The organism is Stenotrophomonas rhizophila (assembly GCF_003751305.1).
GTDB classification, from domain to species: Bacteria; Pseudomonadota; Gammaproteobacteria; order Xanthomonadales; family Xanthomonadaceae; genus Stenotrophomonas; species Stenotrophomonas rhizophila_B.
This window is the reverse complement of record NZ_RJKV01000001.1, coordinates 153,521-176,146: the sequence shown is the minus strand read 5'-3', so window position 1 is coordinate 176,146 and position 22,626 is coordinate 153,521. Positions and strand designations below refer to the sequence as shown.

Genomic DNA, 22,626 nt, shown 5'->3' with positions numbered 1-22,626 from the left:
GGCCTTGTATCGTAAGCGCAGCAGGACGTGGAAGCGAGTACAGCCACGTGAAGGAAGTCCGCTGATTAGGTGATGTTCATCACGCTTTGTCGCAAATTGCACCGAGATCGCCCAAGACCGTGTCACAAACACGGACGACTATAATCGGGGCATCGTGAAGCCTGATTGAGAGACCATGTCCGTTCCCCCCGCGCTGCATGCCCTGGACGCCCGCCGTTCGGTCCCCGCCAAGCAACTGGGCGACCCCGGTCCGGATCCGGACACCCTGCTGCGGATGCTCACCTCCGCCGTGCGCGTGCCCGACCACGGCAAACTGGTGCCGTACCGCTTCCTGCGGATCGCTGGCGATGCGCGTCACAGTCTGGGCGCGTTCCTGGCCGAGCGCGCCGTCCAGCGCGACCCCCAGGTGTCGCCTGCCCAGCTGGACAAGGATCGCCAACGGTTCTCCCATGCCCCACTGATCATCACCGTCATCGCCAGCCCGCGCCCGAACCCCAAGGTGCCCGAGGCGGAGCAGTTGATGACCGCCGGCTGCGTCTGCTTCGCCCTGCTGCAGGCCGCGCAGGCGTTTGGCTTCGGCGCGCAGTGGCTGACCGCCTGGATGGCCTTCGACCCGGCCGTGCACGCCCACCTGGGCCTGGCCGAGGGCGAGCAGATCGCCGGCTTCATCCATATCGGCACGCCGAAGACCGCCGTTCCCGAACGCGAGCGCCCGGACCCGGTCGCGCTGCTGCAGGACTGGGAGGGCTGAGATGTCCGCCCTTCCCGCCGGCCCCGGCATGGCGCCCCCGCCGCTGCGTGCGCCGCTGTACCTGGTCGACGCCAGTCTGTACGTGTTCCGCGCGTGGCATTCGATGCCCGATGAGTTCCAGGATCAGCAGGGCTGGCCGACCAATGCCGTGCACGGCTTCGCGCGCTTCCTGCTCGACCTGCTCGAGCGCGAACGCCCCGCCAACATCGCCATCGCCTTCGATGAAGCCCTGGACAGCTGCTTCCGGCACCGGATCTACGCCGCCTACAAGGCCAACCGCGACCCCGCGCCCGACGCGCTGCGCCGCCAGTTCGCCCACTGCAAGGCGCTGTGCACCGCGCTTGGCCTGGCCGTGCTGGCCCACCATGAGTACGAGGCCGATGACCTGATCGGCAGCGCCCTGCATGCACGCCGGGATGCCGGCATGCGCGGGGTGATCATCTCCGCCGACAAGGACCTCTCGCAGCTGCTGTTCGAGCATGACGAGCAGTGGGATTACGCGCGCAACCAGCGCTGGGGGATGGCCGGGGTCAAGGCCCGCCACGGCGTGCATGCGCACCAGATCGCCGATTACCTGGCGCTGTGCGGTGATGCGGTCGACAACATCCCCGGCGTGACCGGGGTCGGGGCCAAATCCGCCGCGGTGCTGCTGGCCCATTTCGGCAGCCTGGACGTGCTGTACGAGCGCCTGGATGAAGTGCCTTTCCTGCGCCTGCGCGGTGCAGCGCAGATGGCGGTGCGCCTGCGTGAACAGCGCGAGCATGCGCTGCTGTGGCGCCAGCTGACCACCATCGCGCTGGATGCGCCGCTGGACGGCGCCGCCGTGGATTTCAGCCGGGGCGTGGCCGATGCACAGATGCTGCAGGGCCTGTGCGATGCACTGCGGTTCGGGCCGTTGACCCGGCGCCGCCTGTTCACCGCCGCCGGCCTGTCCGATTCCTCTTCCGTTGCCAGTGAGTTCGCATGAGCCCCAATACGCAAGCCCCGAAGGTCGTTTTTGAAGGCAAGTACCAGCGCATGGTCGTGCGCGGCACGTGGGAGTACAGCGAGCGCACCCACGCTGGCGGCTTGGCCGCGATCATCATCGCGGTCACCCCGGATGACACCGTGCTGTTCGTCGAACAGTTCCGCGTGCCGCTGCAGGCCAGGACCATCGAAATGCCGGCCGGCCTGGTCGGCGACATCGATGCCGGCGAGTCGATCGAGGTCTCGGCCGTGCGCGAGCTGGAGGAAGAAACCGGGTGGACCGCCGATCACGCCGAGGTGCTGATGATCGGTCCGACCTCCTCCGGGGCCAGCAGCGAAAAGATCGCCTTCGTACGTGCCACCGGCCTGCGCAAGGTCGGTGAGGGCGGCGGCGATGCCAGCGAAGACATCACCGTGCACGAGATCCCGCGCGCCCGCGCCGCCGCGTGGCTGGTCGAGAAGATGGGCCAGGGCTATGAACTGGACGCCAAGCTGTGGGCCGGCCTGTGGATGATCGAACACCATCTGGACGGCACCCCGCGTGGCTGATGCGTTCGCTCCTCCGCACACCGGGGCATCACTGCTGGGCCCGGCCGACCCCGCGCCGTTCACCGTGCATCAGGCGCAGGGCCGCTCGTCGTTTGTGCTGATCGCCGACCACGCCGGTCAGCGGGTGCCGGCGGCATTGGCCGACCTTGGCCTGCCGCAGCGCGAACGGGACCGCCACATCGGCTGGGACATCGGCATCGCCGGCGTCACGCTTGAACTGGCGCGCCTGCTCGATGCGTGGGCGATCACGCAGACCTACTCGCGACTGGTGATCGACTGCAACCGGCCGTTGACCTCGCCCACGCTGATGCCGGCGGTCAGCGACCTGACCGTGGTTCCCGGCAACCAGCACCTGTCACCGCTGCAGCGTCAGCAGCGGATCGAGGCGATCCATGCGCCCTACCATGCGCGCATCGATGCCGAGCTGGACACGCGCCAGGCGCAGGCCCGGCCGACGTTGCTGGTGATGATGCACAGCTTCACCCCGGTGATGAACGACGCTGTGCGGCCTTGGCATGCCGGCGTGCTGTACCACCGGGACACGCGCTTTGCGCTTCCGCTCCTGCAGGCGCTGCGCGAAGAAGGTGACCTGGTGGTGGGCGACAACCAGCCCTACGCGGTCAGCAGCACCAGCGACTATGCCGTGCCGGTGCATGGCGAAGGCCGCGGGCTGGTGCACGTGGAGCTGGAGATCCGCCAGGACCTGATTGCCGATGCCGCCGGCCAGCAGGCCTGGGCGCAGCGGCTGGCGCGCATCTTCACCGCCCTGCAGCCGCAGCTGGAGGCAGTGCCAGCGGCATGAGGCGTACTGTCGCAGGCGCATCCATCCACGGAAACGCACGGTATCCCCGCATCTCCAGCGTGATGCCGGCCGCCTGGAAGTCCGCCGCAATGGCAGCGGCACGCGGGCGCTCCAGGTCGCGACCGAGTTCCACCGGCAGCTCACGGCACAACGCCAACGCCCGGCCCACCGGGACATCCAGCACCGCTGCAACGAGGCGGGCAGCGTCCTTCACCTTCGATGCCGGGCACTGCACCAGCGCCACGTCGAACGCGGCGAAAATCCCGCGCCCCACGCCCAGCGCACGCGCGGACTGTCGCGCCTCGGCCGTCGCCTCGCCCAGGGCTTCATCGATGCCCGCCACCTGCGCGAACGCGTCGTACTCGCTGTAGTACGCCAGCGCCTGCGCGTAGTCCTCCAGCGTGGACAACGGACACTGGCGCTTCTGCACGTCCAGCACATCGGCGAAGGTGGCGGCCTCCAGATACGTGCTCAGCGCATGCTGGGCAGCGAATGCCTCCACGCTGGGGTCGTCATGCTCAGCGTCATGGTCGGACAACCAGAAACGCGCATCACGTTCGTCGCCATCGGTGGCATAGACCCAGCCATACCGGTCCCACACGTCACGATCGTTGCTGCATCCGGCGATCGCCTCAAGCGCCTGGCAAAGGGTGAGCAGGTCGGTCATCGCCTCATCCTTCATTCGCGCACACCGGCGCTGCGGCCGCAGCGTCTTCCTGGGGCCGCAGCCACAGCGCGACGCCCATACCCAGCAGCGCGAACAGGGCCGCGCCGTACTGCGCATGGATCATGCCCTGCAGGGCCGCCTCACTGCTGGCGGCGGCGCTGCCGCGACCGGCGTTGGCCAGCATCACCAGCAACGCCAGACCCAGCGCGCCGCCAATCTGTTGTGCGGTGGCAGCCATGCCCGAGGCCACACCCTGCTGCGCGGCGGGCACGCCCTGCCCGGCCACGATCCACATCGCCGTCCAGGTGATGCCCTGGCCGAGGCTGAGCACCACGATGCCCGGCACCAGCGCCCAGTAGGTCGCGCCGTACGGCAGCGCGACGGCGACCGCGGCGATGCCGATCGCGCCGGCCAGCATGCCCACCGTCAGCACCTGACGCGGCGAACGCTGCGCGAGCATGCGCTCGGCGATGCGGATGCCGAACGTGCACACCAGGGTCGGCGGCAGGAACGCCAGGCCCGCCTGCAGCGCGCTCCAGCCGTAGCCATCCTGGTAGTACAGCGCCAGGAAGTAGTACTGCACGCCGTAGCTGCTCATGAACAGCAGGGTCAGCAGCATCGCCGCACGCAGGCTGCGCAGGCGCAGCAGCGAGAACTGCATCAGCGGGTCGCGGCTGCGGCGTTCGATCTGCACGAAGGCGGCCAGCATCACTGCCGACACGACCAGGCAGATCAGCGTGCGTGGCGCCAGCCAGCCCCACTCCGGGCCCTGCACCAGGGTGGTCACCAGCAGGCTGCCGCCGAGGGTCACGGTGACGCAGCCAGCCAGATCGAACGAGCGGCCCGCCAGCGGCGCAGGATCGCGCGGCAGCCACCAGCCGCCCAGCAGCGCGCAGCCGCCGGCGAACGGCACGATCACCAGCAGCACCGAGGCCCAGCCGAAGCTCTGGGTCAGCACGCCGCCGAGCAGCGTGCCCAAGGCCAGGCCGCCGGCGCTGGCCATCGACCAGATCGCCAGCGCGCGATTGCGTGGCGCGCCTTCGGCGTAGATCGTGTTGATCAGCGCCAGCGTGGCCGGGAACAGCAACGCCGCGCCGATGCCCTGCACCGCGCGGGCCGCGATCAGCAGCCACGCACTGGTGCTGAAACCACCGACCAGCGAGGCCAGCGCGAACAGCGCCATGCCCAGCCGATAGACCCGGCGGCGACCCAGCAGATCGGCCGCACGGCCGCCCAGCAGCAGGCACCCGCCGAACGCCACGGTGTAGCCGCTGACGATCCACTGCAGCTGCTGGGCATTGATGCGCAGCTGCGCGCCCATCTCGTGCAGGGCGACGAAGATGATCGTGGAGTCCAGCGCGATGATCAGCTGGGCGGTGGCCAGCAGGGCCAGGGCCAAGCGTGGAAATGCGGGCGCCGGCGCGCCAGCGGGGGACAGGGGGGAGGTCATGCCGACTCGGTACTGCGTAAGAAGGTGGGCAGTCTCATTGATGACGCTGCAGAAATAAACCCGGATACTTCGATATCTGTCATGCATATCCGCATGAATCGGAGCGTTCCATGGACCTCAACGCTGTGCGCATGCTGGTGCAGGTGGCCGAAGCACGCAGCTTCACTGTCGCCGCCGGCCAGCTGGGGATCAGCCAATCCGGTCTGTCACGGGCGATCAGCCGGCTGGAGAGCGCCCTGGGGGTGCGGCTGCTCCACCGCAACACCCGCAACGTCAGCCTGACCCCGGATGGCCGCCAGTTCGTCGAGCACTGCGCGCCGCTGCTGAGCGGGCTGGAGGATGCCGAGCGCCGCCTGGGCGATCGCCCCTCCACGCCGTCGGGCGTGTTGAAGCTGACGGCGCCCTCGATGTTCGGGCGCAAGGTGCTGGTGCCGCTGGCCGGGCAGTTGATGGCGGCGCATCCGCAGCTGCAGTTCGAGCTGGTGCTCAACGACCGGCTGGTCGATCTGGTCGAAGAAGGCTTCGATGCCGCACTGCGCACCGGGCCGATCAGCGACGTGCGCATGGTGGCGCGCCCCCTGCGGCCGTTGCACTGGGTCACGGTCGCCTCCCCCGCCTACATCGTGCAGCACGGGGAACCGGCGACGGTGGATGCGCTGCACGATCACGCCTGCCTGGCGGTGCGCAATCTGCGCAGCGGGCGGCTGGTGGATTGGCAGTTCCGCGAGGCCGAGGGCCAGCTGCGCGAGTTCACGCCGCCGGCGCGGATGGTGTTCGACAGCGGCGATCCGCTGGTGGAAGGGGCGCTGGCCGGGATCGGCATCGTGCAGGTGATGGATTTCGCGGTGGCCGATGCGCTGGCCGACGGGCGGCTGCAGCGGGTGCTGCAGCCCTTCGAGGGCCGCAGCCGGGTGCTGTCGCTGGTGTACCCGCCCTCGCGACAGGCGTCGCCGAAGCTGCAGGTGCTGGCCGAGGCGTTGTTGGGCGGTGATTGGTAACCCGCCGCATCACGACCAACGGTCGTGATCCACCGCGCGACATCACCGGGTGCCACGGTAGGTGCCGACCGTTGGTCGGCACGCCTCCCTCAACCCGCGAAACGATCCGTCGCCCGCACCAGCGCGTCGACATTCTCCGCTTCGAAGGCGGAGTGGCCCGAGGCCGGGCTGATCTCCAGCGTCGAGTTCGGCCACGCCTTGTGCAGCTCCCACGCGCTCTGCAGCGGGCAGACCACGTCGTAGCGGCCGTGCACGATCACGCCCGGGATATCGGCGATGCGGTGCGCGTCGCGCAGCAGCTGTTCTTCCACCTCGAAGAAGCCACCGTTGACGAAGTAGTGGTTCTCGATGCGGGCGAAGGCCAGCGCGAACTGCGGGTCCTGATGGCTGTTCACGAAGTCGTCGTCCACGTGCAGGAAGCTGGTCGCGCCTTCCCACACGCTCCACGCCTTGGCCGCGGCCAGGCGGGTGGCTTCGTCGTCGCTGGTCAGGCGGCGGTGGAAGGCCGAGATCAGGTCGTGGCGCTCCACGGCCGGGATCGGCTTGAGGTAGTGCTCCCACGCATCCGGGAACAGGCGGTTGGCGCCTTCCTGGTAGAACCACTCCAGCTCCCAGCGGCGCAGCATGAAGATGCCGCGCAGCACCAGCTCGGTCACGCGCTGCGGGTGGGTCTGCGCGTAGGCCAGCGCCAGGGTCGAGCCCCAGCTGCCGCCGAACACCTGCCAGCGGTCCACCGTGAGGTGCTCACGCAGTTTCTCGATATCGGCGACCAGGTCCCAGGTAGTGTTGTCGACCAGGTCCGCGTGCGGCGTGGAACGGCCGGCACCGCGCTGGTCGAACAGGATGATCCGGTACTTGGCCGGGTCGTGGAACTGGCGCATTTTGTCGCTGCAGCCGCCGCCCGGGCCACCGTGCAGCATCACCACCGGCTTGCCGTCGGGATTGCCGCACTGCTCGAAGTACAGCGTGTGGCGGTCATCGACCTTCAGGGTGCCGAGGTCGTAAGGGGTGATGGCGGGATACAGCGTACGCATGACAGAAACTCCATGTGGAATGACAGTCGCCGCATCACGCTGCGCGGCGGCCCGGTGGACAGGTCATTCTAGCCTCGGGGTCAGCGCTGGGATGGCATGCCGTCAGGCCGGCAGACAGCCCAGGCTCACCCGGTCGCGCTGTTCCAGATCGTGCTCGGTGGCGACCGACTGGAAACCGGCGTCCCGCAGCAGCGCGCGGATCGCCTCGCCCTGGTCCCAGCCGTGTTCGATCAGCAGCCAGCCGCCGGGAAGCAGGTGTGCTGCTGCACCGGCGATGATCAGCCGGATGTCGTCCAGCCCATCAAGACCGGAGGCCAGCGCGGTGGCCGGCTCGAAGCGCAGGTCACCCTGCACCAGGTGCGGGTCGTTGCTGGCGATGTACGGTGGATTGGTGGCGATCAGATCGAAGCGCTCGCCTGCCAGCGGTGCGTACCACGCGCCCTGCCGGAAGCGGACATTGCCCAGTGCGTGGCCCTGCGCGTTGCGCGCGGCGACCGCCAGGGCTGCCTCGCTGAGGTCGGTCGCCACTACCTGCGCCTGCGGCCGTTCGCTGGCCAGCGCGAGCGCGATCGCGCCACTGCCGGTGCCAAGGTCGGCGACCCGCAGCGTGGTGTCTTCGGGCAACCGTGCCAGCGCCAGCTCGACCAGCAGCTCGGTCTCCGGGCGCGGAATCAGGGTGGCCGGGCTGACCTCCAGATCCAGGGTCCAGAAGCCGCGGCGGCCCAGCAGGTACGCCACCGGCTCACCGGCCAGGCGTTTGGCCAGCAGCGCCTCGAAGGCCGCCACCTGCGCCGGCTCGACCGGATCGGTGGCATGCGCGAACAGCCAGCTGCGCTCGCGTTCCAGCACCTGCAGCAGCAGCAGTTCGGCCTCATGGCGGCCGTCCACGCCGGGCAGGCGGGTGGCGGCATCGGCGAGCAACTGGCGGACGTCTGGCGGGGCGGCGGTCATGGCGGGGCGGAGCAGCGGCAGGGGCCGCAGTGTAGTGCACGCCACCGCCAGGATCGGTCGGGAAAAAACGGCCTGCCACGCCCCCGCGCGATTGAATCCGACCATCACAACTCACATCTACATTTTCGATCGCTATCGATTTCCCCCGGATTTCACCGAACGCCGGCGCGGTAGGTGCCTTCAGCGTTCAGGTTGCCCGCTGCCCGGATAAGCGCAGGCTATTGAGCCGATCACCGCCGCAGGCGCTCCGGTCACTGCGCTGCAACGGTTCTGACGGATCTGGCGATCACCATTCATCGCAGGATCAGACCATATTGATAGTCTTTGACTATCGTATAGATGCAATCAATGGATTGTCCTTATGGGAACGGAGCCGCTAACCTGTGTTGGTCGCTTCACCCACCCCTTTCACCAAGAGGAACAACGATGTCGCTCATCAACACCCAGATCCAGCCGTTCGAAGCCAACGCCTACCAGAACGGCGAGTTCATCAAGGTCTCCGACAGCACCCTGAAGGGTCACTGGTCCGTGCTGATCTTCATGCCGGCCGCGTTCACCTTCAACTGCCCGACCGAGATTGAAGACGCCGCCGATCATTACGCCGAGTTCCAGAAGGCTGGCGCCGAGGTCTACATCGTCACCACCGACACGCACTTCTCGCACAAGGTGTGGCACGAAACCTCGCCGGCCGTCGGCAAGGCCCAGTTCCCGCTGGTCGGCGATCCGACCCACCAGCTGACCAACGCCTTCGGCGTGCACATTGCCGAAGAAGGCCTGGCCCTGCGCGGCACCTTCATCATCAACCCGGAAGGCGTGATCAAGACCCTGGAGATCCACTCCAACGAGATCGCCCGTGACGTCTCCGAGACCCTGCGCAAGCTGAAGGCTGCCCAGTTCACCGCCGCCAACCCGAACCAGGTGTGCCCGGCCAAGTGGAAGGAAGGCGAAAAGACCCTGACCCCGTCGCTTGACCTGGTCGGCAAGATCTAAGCTGCTCCTCATCCCCATCCCCGTCCGCCGGGGATGGGGGTGAACCCAAGCCGGTGCCCCACGCGCCGGTTTCGGTTCACCCCCATGTCGCGCAGATGCACCCGCGGGGTGCGTCGACGCTGTCCCCTTGCCTGATTCAAGGAGTTTTTCGATGTTGGATGCCAACCTCCAGTCCCAGCTGAAGACCTATCTGGAACGTGTCACCCGTCCGATCCAGATCACGGCGCACGCGGATGACGGCGCCAAGTCGCAGGAGATGCTCGAGCTGCTGGACACGCTGACTACGCTCTCCACGCAGATCCGCCTGGAGGTACGCCGCGACAGCAGCGAGCGCACGCCCTCGTTCGCGCTCACCACGCCGGGCCAGGACATCCACCTGGCCTTCGCCGGCCTGCCGATGGGCCATGAGTTCACCTCGCTGGTGCTGGCGCTGCTGCAGGTGGGTGGTCACCCCTCCAAGGCCACCGCCGAGGTGATCGAGCAGGTGCGCAACCTGGAGGGCGAGTACCGGTTCGAAACCTACTTCTCGCTGTCCTGCCAGAACTGCCCGGACGTGGTCCAGGCACTGAACCTGGCTGCCGTGCTGAACCCGCGCATCCACCACGTCGCGATCGACGGCGGCCTGTTCCCGGCCGAGGTCGAAGCGCGCCAGATCATGTCCGTGCCGACCGTGTACCTCAACGGCGAAGTGTTCGATCAGGGTCGGATGTCGCTGGAGCAGATCGTGGCCAAGCTCGACACCGGCAGCAGCAAGCGCGATGCCGAAAAGCTCAGTGCCAAGGCGGCCTTCGATGTGCTGGTGGTCGGCGGTGGCCCGGCCGGTGCGGCCGCGGCGATCTATGCCGCACGCAAGGGCATCCGCACCGGTGTTGCCGCTGAACGTTTCGGTGGCCAGGTGCTGGATACGATGGCGATCGAGAACTTCATCTCCGTCACGGAGACCGAAGGTCCGAAGCTGGCCGCCGCGCTGGAACAGCACGTGCGCGAGTACGAGGTGGACATCATGAACCTGCAGCGCGCCACCGCGCTGGTCCCCGCCGGCGATGACGGCCTGGTCGAGATCAAACTGGACAACGGCGCGTCGCTGAAGTCGCGCTCGGTGATCCTGTCCACCGGTGCGCGCTGGCGCCAGATGAACGTGCCCGGCGAAGATCAGTACCGCAACAAGGGCGTGGCGTACTGCCCGCATTGCGACGGTCCGTTGTTCAAGGGCAAGCGCGTGGCGGTGATCGGCGGTGGCAACTCCGGCGTGGAAGCAGCGATCGATCTGGCGGGTCTGGTGACGCATGTGACCCTTCTGGAATTTGATGACAAACTGCGCGCCGATGAAGTACTGCAGAAGAAGCTGCGCAGTCTGGGCAACGTCACCATCATCACCAGCGCCCTGACCCAGGAAGTGCTGGGCGATGGCCAGAAGGTGACGGGCCTGGTCTACCAGGACCGCGTCGGGGGCGATTCGCACCGGGTGGAACTGGAAGGCATCTTCGTGCAGATCGGTCTTCTGCCGAATACCGAATGGTTGAAGGACACGGTGGCGCTGTCACCGCGTGGCGAGATCCTGATCGACGACCGCGGCCAGACCAGCGTGCCGGGTGTCTTCGCCGCAGGCGATTGCACGACCGTTCCGTACAAGCAGATCGTCATCGCGATGGGCGCCGGTTCCACTGCGGCACTGAGCGCCTTTGATCACCTGATCCGAACCTCCGTTCCCAAGAGCAGCGGCGCTGTCGCCGAAGCTGCCTGAAACGTCCGGTTCCCGGTTCGCCGGGAACCCTGTCTGTCTGCTGGGTAAGCCACGCCATCACCCGGTCCATTACCGTGAGAGGTCCAAGGAAATGAACCTACGTGATTTGAAGTATCTGGTGGCGCTGGCCGACCACCGCCATTTCGGCAAGGCGGCTGCGGCCTGCTTCGTCAGCCAGCCCACCCTGTCCACCCAGATCCGCAAGCTCGAGGACGAGCTGGGTCTGCCGCTGGTGGAGCGCGCACCGCGCAAGGTCATGCTGACCCCGGCCGGGGTGGAAGCGGCCGCGCGTGCCCGCACCATCGTGGCCGAGGTGGAGCAGATGAAGGAAGCGGCGCGGCGCAGCCGCGATCCGGAAGCCGGCACGGTGCGGCTGGGGATCTTCCCCACGCTCGGGCCGTACCTGTTGCCGCATGTGATTCCCAACATCCGCGAACGTTTCCCGCAGCTGGAGCTGCTGCTGGTCGAGGAAAAGAGCGACGAGCTGCTGGCGCGACTGCGCGAAGGCAAGCTGGATGCAGCGTTGTTGGCGCTGCCGCTGGACGATGACCAGCTGCATGCGGAATTCCTGTTCGAGGAGCCCTTCCTGCTGGCCGTGTCCGGGCAGCATCCACTGGCACGCCGCCAGCATCTGGACGTGCAGGAGCTGTCCTCGCAGAAACTGCTGCTGCTCGAAGACGGGCATTGCCTGCGCGACCAGGCGTTGGCGGTCTGCCGGCTGTTCGGCGCCAACGAAAAATCCGAGTTCCGCGCGACCAGCCTGGAAACGCTGCGGCAGATGGTGGCCGCCGATGTGGGCATCACCCTGCTGCCGACGCTCTCGGTCAAGCCGCCGGTGCCGCGTTCGGAGAACATCCGCCTGCTGGATTTCAGCGGCGATGACCGCCCCAGCCGCCGCATCGCGATGGCCTGGCGCCGCAGTTCGGCGATGACGGGTTTCCTGGAGCAGCTGGCCCAGCAGTTCAAACGGCTGCCGCAGGGCCTGTTTGCGTTGGAAACCACTGATGTCCCGGGTGCCGGTGAGACACGCAGCGCCCGCGCAGGCTGAGCCGGACTGAACTGTCCGGCGGGGCCGATACGCCGGACGGGTCGCATCCGCCTACGATTGTCAGCACAATAGAACGAGGCGGTGCCAGCAGGCGCCGCCTTTTTACTGGGTCTTCCACACACGCAAGGAGCTACACCATGTCCACTTCCAGCGGACTGCCCCCTTCGATCATCGTTTCAAGCCACGACATGGACCGCCTGGATGCCATGCTCGAATCCCCCGCCGTGGCGCAGACGCCTGCCGCGCTCGCCCTGGCCCAGGAACTCAACCGTGCGACCGTTGTGGCGCCGGACGCGATGCCCGAGGGCACCGTCATGATGCATTCGCGCGTGGAATGCGAAGATGAGCTGCAGAACGAGAAACACGTGCTGACGCTGGTCTATCCGCGCGAAGCCGATGTTGAACAGGGCAAGGTCTCGATCCTTGCACCGGTGGGCACTGCCCTGCTGGGCCTGTCGGTTGGCCAGACCATGGACTGGGACGCCCCGGGTGGCCGTAAGCTGCGCCTGCGCGTGACCGCCGTTCACCACGCGTCTCACGCCTGACCCCTGCCTGCTGCGATCCGCGCAGGCTCCACCGTTTGTACCAGGAGTTGCAATGAGCACCGTTTCGCCGTCAAAACTCTCCCAGTTGCGTGATCTGTCCGTGGTAGTTGCCGATACCGGCGATTACGAGGCGATCAAGCGTTTGAAGCCGGTCGATTGCACGACCAATCCCACCCTGGTGAAGAAGGCGCTGGATCTGCCGGTGTATGCCGATCTGATCGAGAAGGCGCTGGCCTGGGGTCGTGAGCAGGCCGGTGAGCGCGAGACCATCGTGCACGCGGTGGCCGATCGGCTGACCGTGGGCGTGGGTACGCTGCTCAGTACGCTGGTGCCGGGCCGTGTCTCGACCGAGGTCGATGCGGACCAGGCCCACGATACGGCGGCGACGGTGGCCAAGGCGCGCCAGTTCATCGCGATGTACGAGGCGGCCGGTGTGCCGCGCAGCAAGGTGCTGATCAAGATCGCGGCGACCTGGGAAGGCGTGGAAGCGGCGCGTCAGCTGCAGGCCGAGGGGATCGACTGCAACCTGACGCTGATCTTCAATCCGACCCAGGCCCTGGCCTGCAGTGAGGCCGGGGCATTCCTGATTTCGCCGTTCGTGGGCCGCATCCTGGATTGGTACGTGGCCAACGGGCAGGCGCCGGCGACCATCGATGAAGACCCGGGTGTGGTGTTCGTGCGCGGCGTCTATGCCGAGTTCAAGCGCCGCGGTTCGCCGACGGTGGTGATGGGCGCGTCGTTCCGTTCGACGGCGCAGATCGAGGCGCTGGCAGGCTGCGATCGCCTGACGATTTCGCCGGATCTGCTGGAAAAGCTGGACGCCGATCACGGTGCGCTGCCGCGCAGGCTGGTGGCAGGTGCGGCCGAGTCGGTGCAGGTGACGCCGATCGATGGGGCGCGGTTTGCGGCGGATCTGGCGGCCGATCCGATGGCAACGGAGAAGCTGGCCAGCGGTATCGATGCGTTCGCCAAGGATCTGGAGGCGTTGCGGCAGACGATCCGCGAGCGGCTGTAAGCGCTGGCGGGTGGATGGCTGCACGACAAAAGGCCCCGCTCATGCGGGGCCTTTTGTTTTTGGCGCGTACGGCAACGGCAACGGCAACGGCTCACTTTCGTTGGGGTTGGCGCGGTGTGGGTGGTGCGTTGGGGAGAGCAGTAGCGCGGCGAGCCTAGGGCTGTCTGCTAGACGTGGTAGAGCCGACCGTTGGTCGGCTTTCTCCGCTCTCAGGCATCCACGCCGATGGGGCAGCTGACGCCGGTGCCGCCGATGCCGCAGTAGCCGTTGGGGTTCTTGGCGAGGTACTGCTGGTGGTAGTCCTCGGCGTAGTAGTACTCGGGCGCGGGGAAGACGATATCGGTGGTGATGGGGCCGTAACCGCTGTCGTTGAGGCGCTGCTGGTAGGCGTCGCGGCTGGTCAGGGCAGCGTCGTGCTGGGCCTGGGTGGTGGCGTGGATCGCGGAGCGGTACTGGGTGCCCGTGTCGTTGCCCTGGCGCATGCCCTGGGTGGGGTCGTGGCTTTCCCAGAAGACCTGGAGGAGGCGTTCGAGGGTGACGATGGCGGGATCGTAGACGACCTCGACGATTTCGGTGTGCCCGGTGAGGCCGGAGCAGACTTCTTCGTAGGTGGGGTTCGGGGTGACGCCACCAGCGTAACCGACCGAGGTCGAGTAGACGCCGGGAATGGTCCAGAATTTGCGCTCCGCGCCCCAGAAACACCCCATCGCGAAGCGGATGCGCTCCAGGCCGGTGAAGCTGTCTTTCAGCGGGTGGCTGTTGACGTAATGCTGGTTGTGCAGCAGCGGCAGGGGCTGGTCGCGGCCCGGCAACGCTTCTTCCGGGCGCGGCAGGCGCTGCTTGAAGGCGCCGATGCCCAACAGACCGTTTCCAATACCCAACATGGCGTTCTCCTAGGCCGGCAACAGGCCGGCGCTTTCGTCTCCGTCCAATATGGGGTCGTCCGGGGCCGCGCCCAAGTCCAGCTGGGCGACGATGTCTTCCGCTTCAGGACGGGCCAGATCGGGGACGCACACGCGCAGGACGCCGAACAGCGGGAGCTCGCCCATGCCGCCCAGCAGCGATTCGCCGAAGACGAAGGCGGGGATGCCGGCGTCCTCCAGGGCGTGTTTGACCAGATGGGCGTCGAACAGGTTGTCGGCCTGGTAGATCACGTGCATGGGGCGGCTCCGGAGGGCATGGGCCCAGCATACGCCCGGGGGCTGAAGGCGTGCCGACCCACCGAAGGGGCCGGGTGGTGCCGGCCTGCGGAAGGCGTGCCGACCAACGGTCGGCACCTACCCGTTTAGCCTGTCGCCTTGCGACAGGCTAAACTGTTGGTCTTTCTGCCTTTTAACTGCGACCGCGCATCATGTCCGAGCCTACCGCCGCCCCCACCGACGCCCTTCCGGAAGCCCAGGAAAAACGGGATTTCATCCGTCAGATCGTCCGCGAGGACCTGGCCGCCGGCAAGCATGCCGCGATCAAGACGCGCTTCCCGCCCGAGCCCAACGGCTACCTGCACATCGGCCATGCCAAGTCGATCTGCCTGAACTTCGGCATCGCCGGTGAGTTCAACGGCGTGTGCAACCTGCGCTTCGACGACACCAACCCGGCCAAGGAAGATCCGGAGTACGTGGCCGCGATCCAGGATGACGTGCGCTGGCTGGGCTTTGATTGGAACGAGCTGCGGCATGCCTCGGATTACTTCGATGCCTACTACCTGGCCGCGCAGAAGCTGATCACCGATGGCAAGGCGTATGTGTGCGACCTGTCGGCCGAGGAAGTGCGCGCCTACCGCGGCACGCTCACCGAGCCGGGCCGTCCGTCGCCGTTCCGCGATCGTAGCGTCGAAGAGAACCTGGACCTGTTCCGCCGCATGCGCGCGGGCGAGTTCCCGGATGGTGCGCGTACCGTGCGCGCCAAGATCGACATGGCCAGCGGCAACATCAACCTGCGCGACCCGGCGCTGTACCGGATCAAGCACGTCGAACACCAGAACACCGGCACTGCGTGGCCGATCTACCCGATGTACGACTTCGCGCATGCGCTGGGCGATTCCATCGAAGGCATCACCCATTCGCTGTGCACGCTCGAGTTCGAAGACCACCGCCCGCTGTACGACTGGTGCGTGGACAACGTTGATTTCGCCCACCACGATGCGCTGACCCAGCCGCTGGTCGATCGCGGCCTGCCGCGTGAAGCTGCCAAGCCGCGCCAGATCGAATTCTCGCGGTTGAACATCAACTACACGGTGATGAGCAAGCGCAAGCTGATGGCGCTGGTCACCGAGCAGCTGGTGGATGGCTGGGAAGATCCGCGGATGCCGACCCTGCAGGGCCTGCGTCGCCGTGGCTATACCCCGGCGGCAATGCGTCTGTTCGCCGAGCGCGTGGGCATCAGCAAGCAGAACTCGCTGATCGACTTCAGCGTGCTGGAAGGCGCGCTGCGCGAAGACCTCGACAGTGCTGCCGCACGCCGCATGGCGGTGGTGGATCCGGTCAAGCTGGTGCTGACCAACCTGCCGGAAGGTCACGAAGAGACCCTGACCTTCTCCAACCATCCCAAGGACGAGGCGTTCGGGACCCGCGAGGTGCCGTTCGCACGCGAGCTGTGGATCGAGCGCGAGGATTTCGCCGACGTCCCGCCAAAGGGCTGGAAGCGTCTGGTACCGGGCGGCGAAGTGCGCCTTCGCGGGGCCGGCATCATCCGCTGCGATGAGGTGATCAAGGATGCCGATGGCACCATCACCGAACTGCGCGGCTGGCTGGATCCGGAATCGCGCCCGGGCATGGAAGGCGCCAATCGCAAGGTCAAGGGCACCATCCATTGGGTCAGCGCCGTGCACGCGGTGCCGGCCGAAATCCGCCTGTACGACCGTCTGTTCTCGGTGGCCAACCCGGACGACGAATCCGAGGGCAAGACCTACCGCGACTACCTCAACCCGGACTCGCGCCGCACCGTCACCGGCTATGTCGAGCCGGCCGCGGCCACCGCCGCGCCGGAACAGTCGTTCCAGTTCGAGCGGACCGGCTACTTCGTCGCTGATCGCCGCGATCACACCGCGGCCAAGCCGGTGTTCAACCGCAGCGTGACCCTGCGCGACACCTGGTCGGCGTAAGCTGCACCCGGCCGGTGCCAGGCACCGGCCGCCCGATGTCACCTACGCGGCCCTGCCATGGCAGGGCCTGCGCTCCAGCTCCCCTGCGACCGGCGCAGCCCTGCGCCGGCGTGCGCGTGGCCGTGTTCAGCGCGGGCACGGCATCCCTACGCGCGGCCCGATACACTGCCGCTGCTCCATCTTTGAAGAGGTTCATGTCCCGATGCTGTACGCGCAAGTCCATCTCACCCTGCCCGCCTGGATCCACGACCAGATCGATCTGGGCCGTGTCTATCCCGAGGATGCCGACAAGGTCGCGCTGGCGATCGAACTGTCGCGCCTGAATGTCGAGGCGCAGACCGGCGGCCCGTTCGGCGCCGTGGTGTTTGGGCCGGACCATCGTGTGATCGCCGCCGGCGTGAACCGCGTGGTCCCGCATACGACCTCGCTGGCGCATGCCGAGAACATGGCCTACATGCTGGCCCAGCAGCGCCTGCAGACCCCGCGCCTGAACGATGTGCTGTCGCCGATCACTCTGGCGACCTCCTCGCAGCCGTGCTGCCAGTGCTACGGCGCCACCATCTGGGCCGGTATCGATCGGCTGCTGATCGGTGCCAGCGCACAGGACGTGGAAGAACTCACCCCGTTCGACGAGGGTCCGCTGCCGGCGGACTGGATCGGCGAACTCAACAAGCGCGGCATCGAGGTCGTGCGCGACATCGAGCGCGACGCTGCACGCGCGGTCCTGCGCCAGTACGGAGAGATCAACGGTGCCCATTACTGATGTCCGCGCTTCGGGCGCGATGCGATGAGCGGCCTGCTGTGTCTGTGCCGCCAGGGCTTTGAACCGGAACTGGCCGCCGAGCTGTCCGAGCGCGCGGCGTATGCCAACGTGGCCGGCTATGCGCGCACCCAGCGCAATGACGGCTACGTGGTGTTCGTCACCGAGGAAGGCGCGGCGCTGTCCAAGGCCCTGTCCTGGCGCTCGCTGATCTTCGCCCGGCAGAAGCTGCAGGTGCTGGCCGAGCTGCCGCAGCTCGATGCCGCCGACCGCATCACCCCGATCATTGCCGCGCTTCAGGGGCAGCAACGCTTCGGCGACATGTGGGTCGAGCATCCGGACTCGGACGAAGGCAAGCCGCTGGCCGGCCTGGCCCGCGCGTTCGGCAATGCACTGCGCCCGGCGCTGCGCAAGGCCGGCCTGCTGACCGACAAGCCGAACACCGGCCTGCCGCGCCTGCACATCGTCTTCGTCGACGGTCGCCATGCCTTTGTGTGCGTGGCCGATACCCGCGACAGCGCGCCGTGGCCGCTGGGCATCCCGCGCCTGAAGCTGCTGCCCGATGCGCCTTCGCGCTCGGCGCTGAAGCTGGATGAAGCCCTGCTCACCCTGATGACGCCGGAAGAGCGCGAGCTGCTGGTCAAGCCGGGCATGCGCGCGGCCGATCTGGGCGCCGCACCGGGTGGCTGGACGTGGGTGCTGACCCGCCAGCACGTCAAGGTGATCAGCGTGGACAACGGCCCGTTGCGCGAGCACGTACTGGAGACCGGGCTGGTTGAACATCTGCGCGCCGATGGCTTCCATTGGCAGCCGGAGACCCCGCTGGACTGGATGGTCTGCGACATGGTCGAACAGCCGCGCCGCGTGGCCGAGCGCATGGCCACCTGGTTCCGTGAGGGCTGGTGCAAGCATGCAATCTTCAACCTCAAGCTGCCGATGAAAAAGCGCTGGGATGAAACCCGCCTGTGCCTGGAGCTGTTCCAGGAGCAGGCCGGCAAACCGCTGCACCTGCGCGCCAAGCAGCTGTATCACGACCGCGAAGAAATCACGGTGCTGGCTTCGCCGCTGCGCTGACCCACGCGCACCACAGGTAGAGCCGGGCCATGCCCGGCTGGCCGCGCAACGCGTGGCAATGATCGAAGCACGCGCCGGGCACCCGGCGCCCCCACCTCAGATATACGGAGTTTCCATGCGACGCCGATCCAGCCTCACCCTGCTGCTGACGTTGCTGCCCACGCTTGCCCTGGCCCAGGTCCGCACGCCGCCTCCGGCGGTCAGCGAGCCGCTGCGCGAGGTGCCGGCCAGCGTGCGCGCGCAGCCGCTCTCGCAGGGTGAGGTGACCCATCAGGTGACGCTGGCCGCACCGGCCGGCGAAGCCGCGGTGACGGTGCGATCGGTGCAGCCGGTGAGCGTGGTCGGTCAATACCGTATCGCGTTCGCGGCGCTGGATGTCGACGGCGACGGATTCATCAGCCGCGCCGAGGCGCAGGCCAACCCGACGCTGGCCGATGAATTCAACGCGCTGGACGTGAAGCGGCGCGGCACGCTGGACCGCGCCGATCTGGCCGGCTGGCTGATCGACTGAGCGCGCGGGTCACAACCCCGCCGCGCGCTTCCAGAACATCGATACCAGCGGCGGCAGCTTGCCGGCGCAGCCCAGCGCGCGACCGCGCGCCAGGGTCAGGTGCATCTCATCATTGGAGAACACCGTGTTGATCGCATCGAAACTGTACGCAGCGACGGTGTTTTCACTGCGGCGTTCGCGTGCCCAGCGCTGCAGGCGGTGCGGTGACATCCAGTCCTGGCGGCGCTGCTGTGCGGCCAGCACCATCGTCCGCAACGCGGCGACATCGCGCAGGCCGAGATTGACGCCCTGCCCGGCCAACGGATGCACCACATGCGCCGCATCACCGAGCGCGAGCACGCGCCCGGCGACGTAGCCGGTCGCCAATTGGCGGCGCAGCGGGAAGGCCGCGCGGCTGGAGGCCAGGGTCATCGCCCCCAGCCGCCCGGCAAAGGCATGGGTGAGCTCACGGCCGAAGGCGCTCTCGTCGAGTGCCAGCACGCGCTCGGCCTCGGCATCGGGCAGGGTCCATACGATCGAGCTGCGCTGCGCGCTGATCGGCAGCACCGCCAGCGGCCCAGTGACCAGGAAACGCTGCCACGCGGTGGCTTCATTGTTTTTTTCGGTATCCACGTAGGCAACCACGCCACGCTGGGCGTAGTCATGCCGGCTGACCTCCAGGCCGGCCAGTCGGCGCAGGGTGGATTCGGCACCGTCGGCGGCGATCGCCAGCGATGCTTCCAGCCGACGGCCGTCGTCCAGGCGCAGGCGCACCCCGTTGGCGTCCTGCTCCAGCGCTTCCACCCGGGCCGGGCAGCACAGCTGCACGCCGGCCGCCGGCAGCGCCGCCCACAAGCGGTCCACCAGCAGATCGTTCTCGACGATCCATCCCAGTTGTTCACGGCCGAGCGTATCGGCATCGAAACGCAGTTCATCGCCGCCGGCCGCATCCCAGACCCGCATCCGGCGGTAGGCACAGGCACGCGCGGCAGTCACCGCCGGCCACACGCCGAGCGCGGCCAGCAGCTGGGCGTTGTCCGGCGCGAAGGCATACACGCGCAGATCCGGCTGCTGCGGCTGCCAGGCGGCCGGCTCGCGGCCTTCAACCAGCGTCACCGACAGCCCGGCATCGGCCAGGGCCAAGGCACAGGCCGCACCGACCACACCGCCGCCGACCACCACCACATCCTGCGGACGCCGGCTCACAGGCCTGCTCCGCGGCATAGCGCCGGCACCTGGCCACGGAAGCCCATCGCGCCGCCCACCAGCATCGACTGCATCGGCGTCGCGTGTGCGGCCAACAACCCAAGCGAGCGCAGCGGCCGCATCAGCGGTGCCGGGTTGCTGGTCAATCGCGCCAGCCCACCGGAGAAGGCGATGGTCTGCTCGCGGTCTTCAAGACGCCGTGACACGTGTTCGCGCAGCAGCGCATCGCTGCCGGCATCGTCGGCATCGGCCACGAGTTCGGCCAGGGTCAGCGCATCGCGCAGGCCCAGGTTGAAGCCCTGTGCGCCCAGCGGATGGATGGTCTGTGCGGCATTGCCAAGCAGGACGGCACGCTCACCGACCAATGCCTGCGACAGCACCTGGACCAACGGGTAGGCGCTGCGCGGCCCGCTCTCCAGCAACCGGCCGGCACGCCAGCCGATCGCACCCTGCAGGCGGCTCACCCACGCCGCATCGTCCAGCGCCATCACTGCCTCGGCCTGGTCGCGGGCAACACCGTGCACCGCACCGAAATGGCGATCGCCACGCGGCAACAACGCGGTCGGGCCGGTGTCGGTGAAGCGCTCGTACGCGGTGCCGTCCGGCGCACGGGCGGCGCGCACCCGCGACACGAACAGGGTCTGCTCGAAATCATGCTCGTCCACCTCGATCCCCAGCGCCTCGCGCACGCCGCTGCGGGTCCCGTCGGCACCGACCACCAGCCGCGCCAGCAGGCAGCGCTCGCCGCCGTCCTCGGCGATGAACACTTGGCGGTAGCCGTCCACCGTGGCGCCCAGGCGCACGAACCGGGCCGGGCGATAGCGGGTCAGGTGGGTCAGCGTGTCCAGCCGCGCTTCCAGCGCCTGGCCGAAATCGCGGGCGACCACCACCTGTCCGAACCACGGGCGCTGATACTGAGCGGCCTCCATCTGCACGCGGCCGAAGTCACCGGCGCGGCTCACATGGATACGGGTGATCGCCCCCGGCGCACCGGCCAGCATCTGCATCACGCCCAGCGCGGTCAGCGCATTGACGGTGGCGGCAGCAAAGCTGAGGTTGCGCTGGTCGAACACCGCCGGCAGGGTACCCAGCGGCGAGGCCTCGACCAGGCCGACATCGCGGCCGGCACGGTCCAGGGCAATGGCCAGGCTGGCACCGACCAGCCCGCCGCCTACGATCACTACATCATGTCGTTCACTCATGCCCGCCATGATAAGGGTTCGCCCGTTCCGGCGGCGTGCGGCGGGCTGCCGCAGCAGGCGCTAGAATGAATGTCTGCCCTCACCCGTCACCGCCATGACCTCCACTGCCCAACGCGCCTTTGTCCTGTCCGTGCTCGTGCTGTTGATGGCGGCAACCCGGGTCAACCATTTCGCGGCGATTCCGGATGCCTCCTGGGCGGTGTTCTTCATCGGCGGCTTCTATCTGCGCGCGTGGACCCGCTGGGCGTTCCCCGTGTTGATGGCGCTGGCGGTGCTGGTCGACTGGATCGTGATCCGGCGCAGCGGCCTGGATTTCTGGCAGCACTACTGCGTCTCCCCCGGCTACTGGATGCTGCTCCCGGCGTACTTCGCCATGTGGAGCGGCGGCATGCTCCTGCGCGGCGGCTATCACAGTGCTACCTGGGCCGCGCTGGGCAAGGGCGCCCTGCTGCTGGTCGCGGCGGTCGCGGTCTGCCATCTGTTCGCCCAGGGCGGCTTCTACTGGACCAGCGACAGCGTGGCAGCCCCTACCGTCGATGGCTGGGCGAAGAACTACGGCGACTGGTTCCTGCCGTACCTGCGCACGGCCGCCGTCTATGTCGGCCTGGCCGCCGCCCTGCAGCTGGCGACCGAGCAGGTCGGCAAGCTGCTGCAGGCGCGCCGCGACGTGCTGCACTGAGCGCGGCCGGGCTCACCGATGGGCAACCGCCTTTCCCGCATCTATACGCGCACCGGTGACGATGGCAGCACCGGCCTGGGCGATGGCAGCCGCGTGGCCAAGGACGATGCCCGCGTGGCCGCCTATGGCACGGTCGATGAGGCCAACTCGGCGCTCGGCGTGCTGTTGGCCGTGCCGCTGCCGGAGGATGTCCGCGCGCTGCTGACGGTGATCCAGCACCAGCTGTTCGATCTGGGCGGCGAGCTGTGCATCCCCGGCCATGCCGCCATCCACGCTGCCGACATCCAGGCGCTGGAACAGCAGCTGGACCACTACAACGCCGATCTGCCCGTGCTCAAGGAGTTCATCCTGCCGGCCGGCGGTGAAGCGGCCGCGCGCTGCCATCTGGCCCGCACCATCGTGCGCCGGGCCGAGCGCGACACGGTCACGCTGGCGCGCCGGGAGACGGTCCGCCCGGAAGCGCTGCATTACCTCAACCGTCTGTCGGACCTGCTGTTCGTGCTCGCGCGCGTGCTGGCCCGCGCCGACGGCCACGGCGAGGTGCTCTGGCGCCACGAGCGCCGCCACGCCTGAACGGCCCTGCCGCCCCACCGGATATTCTGCCC

General features: G+C 67.8%; 24 protein-coding genes. 16 read left to right on the top strand and 8 right to left on the bottom strand.

Annotated features, from left to right (window positions below):
• The first annotated feature begins 175 nt into the window (after window positions 1-175).
• From EDF74_RS00750 to EDF74_RS00735, 4 genes are read left to right on the top strand one after another with little or no spacing between them, the layout of a single operon-like run.
• A complete protein-coding gene (locus tag EDF74_RS00750) occupies window positions 176-751 on the top strand; it encodes a nitroreductase family protein (RefSeq protein ID WP_123728418.1) in 576 nt (191 codons plus the stop codon).
• 1 nt (window position 752) lies between these two features.
• A complete protein-coding gene (locus EDF74_RS00745) occupies window positions 753-1,718 on the top strand; it encodes a 5'-3' exonuclease (RefSeq protein WP_226956695.1) in 966 nt (321 codons plus the stop codon).
• Window positions 1,715-2,266: an NUDIX hydrolase gene (locus tag EDF74_RS00740; RefSeq protein WP_123728417.1), complete on the top strand. Its 552-nt coding sequence runs from the start codon at window positions 1,715-1,717 to the stop codon at window positions 2,264-2,266. The genes EDF74_RS00745 and EDF74_RS00740 overlap by 4 nt, the downstream gene beginning before the upstream one ends.
• Window positions 2,259-3,068 carry an N-formylglutamate amidohydrolase gene (locus EDF74_RS00735; protein ID WP_123728416.1) on the top strand — a complete coding sequence of 270 codons (810 nt, stop codon included), beginning with the start codon at window positions 2,259-2,261 and terminating at the stop codon, window positions 3,066-3,068. The genes EDF74_RS00740 and EDF74_RS00735 overlap by 8 nt, the downstream gene beginning before the upstream one ends.
• On the opposite strand, the gene EDF74_RS00730 is transcribed toward EDF74_RS00735, so the two are convergent.
• Window positions 3,025-3,735 carry a DUF7716 domain-containing protein gene (locus EDF74_RS00730; RefSeq protein WP_123729671.1) on the bottom strand — a complete coding sequence of 237 codons (711 nt, stop codon included), beginning with the start codon at window positions 3,733-3,735 and terminating at the stop codon, window positions 3,025-3,027. The genes EDF74_RS00735 and EDF74_RS00730 overlap by 44 nt on opposite strands.
• A gap of 4 nt (window positions 3,736-3,739) precedes the next feature.
• Window positions 3,740-5,185: an MFS transporter gene (locus EDF74_RS00725; protein ID WP_123728415.1), complete on the bottom strand. Its 1,446-nt coding sequence runs from the start codon at window positions 5,183-5,185 to the stop codon at window positions 3,740-3,742.
• Window positions 5,186-5,295: 110 nt separating this feature from the next.
• Here EDF74_RS00725 and EDF74_RS00720 point away from each other — a divergent pair, with 110 nt between their 5' ends.
• The gene (locus EDF74_RS00720; protein WP_123728414.1) at window positions 5,296-6,183 is read left to right on the top strand and encodes a LysR family transcriptional regulator; all 888 of its coding nucleotides are present in this window, start codon (window positions 5,296-5,298) and stop codon (window positions 6,181-6,183) included.
• Between the two features lie 89 nt (window positions 6,184-6,272).
• On the opposite strand, the gene pip is transcribed toward EDF74_RS00720, so the two are convergent.
• Window positions 6,273-7,217 carry a prolyl aminopeptidase gene (gene pip / locus EDF74_RS00715; RefSeq protein WP_123728413.1) on the bottom strand — a complete coding sequence of 315 codons (945 nt, stop codon included), beginning with the start codon at window positions 7,215-7,217 and terminating at the stop codon, window positions 6,273-6,275.
• 102 nt (window positions 7,218-7,319) lie between these two features.
• Window positions 7,320-8,168, bottom strand: a complete 849-nt coding sequence (gene prmC, locus EDF74_RS00710) for a peptide chain release factor N(5)-glutamine methyltransferase (RefSeq protein ID WP_123728412.1) — start codon at window positions 8,166-8,168, stop codon at window positions 7,320-7,322.
• Window positions 8,169-8,594: 426 nt separating this feature from the next.
• On the opposite strand from prmC, the gene ahpC reads away from it, so the two are divergent.
• From ahpC to EDF74_RS00685, 5 genes are all read left to right on the top strand, one after another.
• Window positions 8,595-9,158: an alkyl hydroperoxide reductase subunit C gene (ahpC, locus tag EDF74_RS00705; RefSeq protein WP_123728411.1), complete on the top strand. Its 564-nt coding sequence runs from the start codon at window positions 8,595-8,597 to the stop codon at window positions 9,156-9,158.
• Window positions 9,159-9,309: 151 nt separating this feature from the next.
• Complete coding sequence (gene ahpF / locus EDF74_RS00700; RefSeq protein ID WP_123728410.1) at window positions 9,310-10,902, top strand: alkyl hydroperoxide reductase subunit F; 1,593 nt, start codon at window positions 9,310-9,312, stop codon at window positions 10,900-10,902.
• Between the two features lie 91 nt (window positions 10,903-10,993).
• Window positions 10,994-11,950: a DNA-binding transcriptional regulator OxyR gene (oxyR, locus tag EDF74_RS00695; RefSeq protein WP_123728409.1), complete on the top strand. Its 957-nt coding sequence runs from the start codon at window positions 10,994-10,996 to the stop codon at window positions 11,948-11,950.
• A gap of 137 nt (window positions 11,951-12,087) precedes the next feature.
• A complete protein-coding gene (gene rnk, locus EDF74_RS00690; protein WP_123728408.1) occupies window positions 12,088-12,495 on the top strand; it encodes a nucleoside diphosphate kinase regulator in 408 nt (135 codons plus the stop codon).
• A gap of 52 nt (window positions 12,496-12,547) precedes the next feature.
• Entirely contained in the window at window positions 12,548-13,510 is a 963-nt protein-coding gene (locus EDF74_RS00685) for a transaldolase (protein WP_123728407.1), read from the top strand.
• Window positions 13,511-13,719: 209 nt separating this feature from the next.
• Here EDF74_RS00685 and msrA read toward each other — a convergent pair whose 3' ends face one another.
• Window positions 13,720-14,373, bottom strand: a complete 654-nt coding sequence (gene msrA / locus EDF74_RS00680) for a peptide-methionine (S)-S-oxide reductase MsrA (RefSeq protein WP_184997144.1) — start codon at window positions 14,371-14,373, stop codon at window positions 13,720-13,722.
• Between the two features lie 30 nt (window positions 14,374-14,403).
• Window positions 14,404-14,670, bottom strand: a complete 267-nt coding sequence (locus EDF74_RS00675) for a DUF2007 domain-containing protein (protein WP_123728405.1) — start codon at window positions 14,668-14,670, stop codon at window positions 14,404-14,406.
• A gap of 191 nt (window positions 14,671-14,861) precedes the next feature.
• Here EDF74_RS00675 and EDF74_RS00670 point away from each other — a divergent pair, with 191 nt between their 5' ends.
• The 4 genes from EDF74_RS00670 to EDF74_RS00655 all read left to right on the top strand — a co-directional run bounded on the left by EDF74_RS00670 (window position 14,862) and on the right by EDF74_RS00655 (window position 18,955).
• Complete coding sequence (locus tag EDF74_RS00670; protein ID WP_123728404.1) at window positions 14,862-16,610, top strand: glutamine--tRNA ligase/YqeY domain fusion protein; 1,749 nt, start codon at window positions 14,862-14,864, stop codon at window positions 16,608-16,610.
• 202 nt (window positions 16,611-16,812) lie between these two features.
• Window positions 16,813-17,373 (top strand): nucleoside deaminase, encoded by a 561-nt coding sequence (locus EDF74_RS00665; RefSeq protein WP_123728403.1) that lies wholly within the window; start codon window positions 16,813-16,815, stop codon window positions 17,371-17,373.
• A gap of 24 nt (window positions 17,374-17,397) precedes the next feature.
• Window positions 17,398-18,444 carry a 23S rRNA (cytidine(2498)-2'-O)-methyltransferase RlmM gene (gene rlmM, locus EDF74_RS00660; protein ID WP_121042813.1) on the top strand — a complete coding sequence of 349 codons (1,047 nt, stop codon included), beginning with the start codon at window positions 17,398-17,400 and terminating at the stop codon, window positions 18,442-18,444.
• Between the two features lie 115 nt (window positions 18,445-18,559).
• Window positions 18,560-18,955: an EF-hand domain-containing protein gene (locus EDF74_RS00655; RefSeq protein WP_123728402.1), complete on the top strand. Its 396-nt coding sequence runs from the start codon at window positions 18,560-18,562 to the stop codon at window positions 18,953-18,955.
• 9 nt (window positions 18,956-18,964) lie between these two features.
• On the opposite strand, the gene EDF74_RS00650 is transcribed toward EDF74_RS00655, so the two are convergent.
• Together EDF74_RS00650 and ubiH are read right to left on the bottom strand one after the other, a co-directional pair.
• Entirely contained in the window at window positions 18,965-20,158 is a 1,194-nt protein-coding gene (locus tag EDF74_RS00650; protein WP_184996997.1) for a UbiH/UbiF family hydroxylase, read from the bottom strand.
• Window positions 20,137-21,342 (bottom strand): 2-octaprenyl-6-methoxyphenyl hydroxylase, encoded by a 1,206-nt coding sequence (ubiH, locus tag EDF74_RS00645; RefSeq protein WP_123728400.1) that lies wholly within the window; start codon window positions 21,340-21,342, stop codon window positions 20,137-20,139. Before ubiH ends, EDF74_RS00650 begins: the two co-directional genes overlap by 22 nt.
• A gap of 94 nt (window positions 21,343-21,436) precedes the next feature.
• Here ubiH and EDF74_RS00640 point away from each other — a divergent pair, with 94 nt between their 5' ends.
• Together EDF74_RS00640 and EDF74_RS00635 are read left to right on the top strand one after the other, a co-directional pair.
• Window positions 21,437-22,021, top strand: a complete 585-nt coding sequence (locus EDF74_RS00640; RefSeq protein WP_123728399.1) for a hypothetical protein — start codon at window positions 21,437-21,439, stop codon at window positions 22,019-22,021.
• A gap of 18 nt (window positions 22,022-22,039) precedes the next feature.
• Complete coding sequence (locus EDF74_RS00635; RefSeq protein ID WP_123728398.1) at window positions 22,040-22,594, top strand: cob(I)yrinic acid a,c-diamide adenosyltransferase; 555 nt, start codon at window positions 22,040-22,042, stop codon at window positions 22,592-22,594.
• The last annotated feature ends 32 nt before the right edge of the window (window positions 22,595-22,626 follow it).

Bases quoted from the DNA above. Each gene is read 5' to 3' on its own strand.
- EDF74_RS00665 (WP_123728403.1), top strand. From the start codon at position 16,813: ATGCTGTACGCGCAAGTCCATCTCACCCTGCCCGCCTGGATCCACGAC.
- EDF74_RS00640 (WP_123728399.1), top strand. From the start codon at position 21,437: ATGACCTCCACTGCCCAACGCGCCTTTGTCCTGTCCGTGCTCGTGCTG.
- oxyR (WP_123728409.1), top strand. From the start codon at position 10,994: ATGAACCTACGTGATTTGAAGTATCTGGTGGCGCTGGCCGACCACCGC.
- prmC (WP_123728412.1), bottom strand. From the start codon at position 8,168: ATGACCGCCGCCCCGCCAGACGTCCGCCAGTTGCTCGCCGATGCCGCC.
- EDF74_RS00730 (WP_123729671.1), bottom strand. From the start codon at position 3,735: ATGACCGACCTGCTCACCCTTTGCCAGGCGCTTGAGGCGATCGCCGGA.
- EDF74_RS00720 (WP_123728414.1), top strand. From the start codon at position 5,296: ATGGACCTCAACGCTGTGCGCATGCTGGTGCAGGTGGCCGAAGCACGC.
- pip (WP_123728413.1), bottom strand. From the start codon at position 7,217: ATGCGTACGCTGTATCCCGCCATCACCCCTTACGACCTCGGCACCCTG.
- EDF74_RS00650 (WP_184996997.1), bottom strand. From the start codon at position 20,158: ATGCCGCGGAGCAGGCCTGTGAGCCGGCGTCCGCAGGATGTGGTGGTG.
- EDF74_RS00685 (WP_123728407.1), top strand. From the start codon at position 12,548: ATGAGCACCGTTTCGCCGTCAAAACTCTCCCAGTTGCGTGATCTGTCC.
- ahpF (WP_123728410.1), top strand. From the start codon at position 9,310: ATGTTGGATGCCAACCTCCAGTCCCAGCTGAAGACCTATCTGGAACGT.
- EDF74_RS00750 (WP_123728418.1), top strand. From the start codon at position 176: ATGTCCGTTCCCCCCGCGCTGCATGCCCTGGACGCCCGCCGTTCGGTC.
- ubiH (WP_123728400.1), bottom strand. From the start codon at position 21,342: ATGAGTGAACGACATGATGTAGTGATCGTAGGCGGCGGGCTGGTCGGT.
- EDF74_RS00745 (WP_226956695.1), top strand. From the start codon at position 753: ATGTCCGCCCTTCCCGCCGGCCCCGGCATGGCGCCCCCGCCGCTGCGT.
- EDF74_RS00725 (WP_123728415.1), bottom strand. From the start codon at position 5,185: ATGACCTCCCCCCTGTCCCCCGCTGGCGCGCCGGCGCCCGCATTTCCA.
- EDF74_RS00655 (WP_123728402.1), top strand. From the start codon at position 18,560: ATGCGACGCCGATCCAGCCTCACCCTGCTGCTGACGTTGCTGCCCACG.
- ahpC (WP_123728411.1), top strand. From the start codon at position 8,595: ATGTCGCTCATCAACACCCAGATCCAGCCGTTCGAAGCCAACGCCTAC.
- EDF74_RS00740 (WP_123728417.1), top strand. From the start codon at position 1,715: ATGAGCCCCAATACGCAAGCCCCGAAGGTCGTTTTTGAAGGCAAGTAC.
- EDF74_RS00670 (WP_123728404.1), top strand. From the start codon at position 14,862: ATGTCCGAGCCTACCGCCGCCCCCACCGACGCCCTTCCGGAAGCCCAG.
- rnk (WP_123728408.1), top strand. From the start codon at position 12,088: ATGTCCACTTCCAGCGGACTGCCCCCTTCGATCATCGTTTCAAGCCAC.
- rlmM (WP_121042813.1), top strand. From the start codon at position 17,398: ATGAGCGGCCTGCTGTGTCTGTGCCGCCAGGGCTTTGAACCGGAACTG.
- EDF74_RS00675 (WP_123728405.1), bottom strand. From the start codon at position 14,670: ATGCACGTGATCTACCAGGCCGACAACCTGTTCGACGCCCATCTGGTC.
- EDF74_RS00635 (WP_123728398.1), top strand. From the start codon at position 22,040: ATGGGCAACCGCCTTTCCCGCATCTATACGCGCACCGGTGACGATGGC.